Below are 2770 nucleotides of genomic sequence, written 5' to 3'. Positions count from 1 at the left end.
GATAAAGAAGTGGTGAAGCTCCTGGTTAATAATCGGGATGGTTTTGAAATGGTTTCGGGCAATATGAGGGCTTCGGTTGAAGAAAGCAAGATGCCCAAACTTCTTAATCTGCTTGGTGAGCGATTCAGCCTTTCTGTTAAGATACCTCGCCATTATTACGATGAGTTTTTGGATAAGGGAACAAAACGAAGCGACACAACCGATAGCCTTACCAATGAGGCGATGAAGATGTTTGAACAGGACAAAAAGGAATTTCCCAAACGACTAGCCAAACAAAAACAATCCGCACCGAAAGGCAAGAAAATTAGCATTGACAAGGGTAAGCAATTGACACTTGTAAAGCTCCGTGCAAAGGCTATCCTGATTAAGCAGAAACAGCTTCGGGCAGTCGCCGGGCTTGGTACTCATCCAAAAATCAAGACCATATTATGACCGAAAAGGAGTTTTATAAAAAGTACAAAGCCATCCATAAGGATATTCGCACCAAAGGAAAATCAAAGGCTTCCATCTTAGCCAATGGTTTTAAAGAGGGCGTTAATGTCAATGCTTTGCCTATCTATAAAGGTTTTGAAAAAGCAACCGATATTATTGCAACCCGATATAAACCGAGAAAGGGAGACTTCGTTTGGATTCTACCCAAACAAGGATTCATTGAAGGTCGGAATGGCTACAAAACAAAGCAAGGTTACAAGCCAAATCCCAATGATGGTTTCTTTATTATCAGCGATGATTGGACTTTATTTGAAAACTACTGTGCCAATTTAGCAACGCCCAATGATGACCTTGGGGATATTGATACAGAAGTAGAAAAGGCTTTACAGGAGAAGCAAAAGAACCGGGAATTTAAAGATGCCGGGAAGCGTGTTCATGGTTCCAGGAAAGAACAAGCCATGTACAACAAGCTTATCAGCAGTAGTGATTTAAACAGCATCGAACAGGATGAAGCTACCGCCATCGAGCTGGTTAAAAAGGATAAGGTATATCCAAAGGTTGACCCACAGGCAGAAAAGGAAAATGGTACGGATTCAGGTTGTGCCTTTCTGAAAGTAAAGGTTCGTCAGGCATTCCCGGCAAAGCCACATGCCAACACTAAAGAAGCCAGGGAGCAATATGTGAAAATGGCAGAGGCTTTTGTAAAAGTTTTGAATGATGCCATTTCAATTACAGACTTGCAACAACTCGATACCATTGCCAATAATGGTGAGATTGTGGGTAAGCATGATTTTGGGATGATATTCGGTAAAGCACTTCGCAATATTGTCTTTACCATCAAGGGCTATCGGACTACATCTGCGGTTAAGGAAACCTACATGAAAGCCCATCAGTATTCTGGTATTACCAAAGAACAGGCAGCTCCACACGCAAAAAGGCTGAAAGAATATACCGACAAGCGGATTAAACGCCAACAGGATTGTATTGATTCGGCAAAACAAATTCTTTCTCCTGCCGATATGAAACGCCATAGGCAAAACGACCTGACTTTTCAGGGTGGTATGTTGAGTAGCGTTCGGACTGTGGAGGACTACGTAAGGTATGTTACTCAGGTTTGCACACGGTTTATTAATGATGCAAAAAGAGAATACGATGAGCAAAAAGAACGATTCCCATACAAGGAATTTAAACCGGATTGGAGCTGGGCTGAAACGAAGAAAACAAGCAAATCTCAAAGTAGTAGCAAGCCAAAGATAGAAGCCGTACCGCTATCATATATCAAACGCACAGGCGGTTTATTGATTGAAGAAGCGGATGAAAATACGGTTATCAAGAAGCTTCATTTTAAATCGCTCACATTAGGAAACTACGTGAAGGATGATGAAGCCAGGGAACACATTCGCCACTTTGTTGCAGCCATCGTTGATTTATGCGAAGTTCTTGATATCAACCTATCCATAAACGAAGCCCTGGCTATTGCTTTTGGTGCATTCGGTCGTGGTGGAAAAGCAATGGCTACTTATTACCCAATACGGCAGCTCATCAACCTGACCAAGCGAAACGGTGACGGTTCGGTAGCCCATGAATGGGGACACTTCTTCGACCATTACCTGAATGGCTTGGAATTATCCACCAAACCGCTTCGTTCAGAAAGCTATCTGAATACCATTATTGAAAGTTTAGGATACAAAAAGAAGTATTTTATTGGTGGTAATTCATCGCCAACAAAAGATTGGTTCAAGGATATTCTGAAAACCTCTATTAAGAAGGTTGTACCAACATTTCAGGAGAGGCAATCGGTAGTTCATACAAGTATCGTTTCTCTAATCTTAATGCTTCGTTTTGGCTATTATGCTTTGGAAGATAAGGCGGTTAGCTACAATGATTTTGATGAGACTAAGAAGCGTAGAACCGACAGCTACCTGTATCACCACTCAAAACTTCAAGGAACTTATTGGAAAGATATTGCAGAGATGTTTGCCCGGAGCTTCGAGTGCTATGTGTACGACAAGCTAAAGGAAAAGAACCGGGTTAATAACTACCTGGTATCAGGTGGAATGTTCTCTCATCCTGTTTATCCGCAAGGTCAGGAACGCATTTACATCAACAAGTGCTTTGATAACCTGATTTATGCCATCAAGGAGCATTTATCCATAAAATCATTTGAACCATTTACCGATAAACGAACCGATGAATACATCGACCTAACTGAAAACGGCAGCGTGAATAAAGGTGTGATAGTAGGCAAAGAGCGCAAACTGAAACTTGCCAAAATCAGGGCTAAAGCAATTCGCATTAAACAGAAACAATTAAAAATATCGTGATATGAAACTTACAG

The 2770-nt window shown here is 41.3% G+C and carries 2 protein-coding genes; both read left to right on the top strand.

Annotated elements, in window-relative coordinates; genetic code table 11:
* On the top strand, positions 1-432 hold a 432-nt coding region (locus OM075_RS24750; RefSeq protein WP_301193243.1), incomplete at its 5' end, for a hypothetical protein.
* Positions 429-2756, top strand: coding sequence for an LPD1 domain-containing protein (locus OM075_RS24745; RefSeq protein ID WP_301193242.1), 2328 nt, complete (start codon positions 429-431; stop codon positions 2754-2756). The genes OM075_RS24750 and OM075_RS24745, both read left to right, overlap by 4 nt.
* The last annotated feature ends 14 nt before the right edge of the window (positions 2757-2770 follow it).

Origin of the sequence: Plebeiibacterium sediminum (assembly GCF_026013605.1) — a bacterium.
Classification (GTDB): Bacteria; Bacteroidota; Bacteroidia; order Bacteroidales; family Marinilabiliaceae; genus Saccharicrinis; species Saccharicrinis sediminus.
The sequence above is the reverse complement of the archived record's forward strand: the minus strand, read 5'-3'. Positions and strand labels throughout refer to the sequence as shown.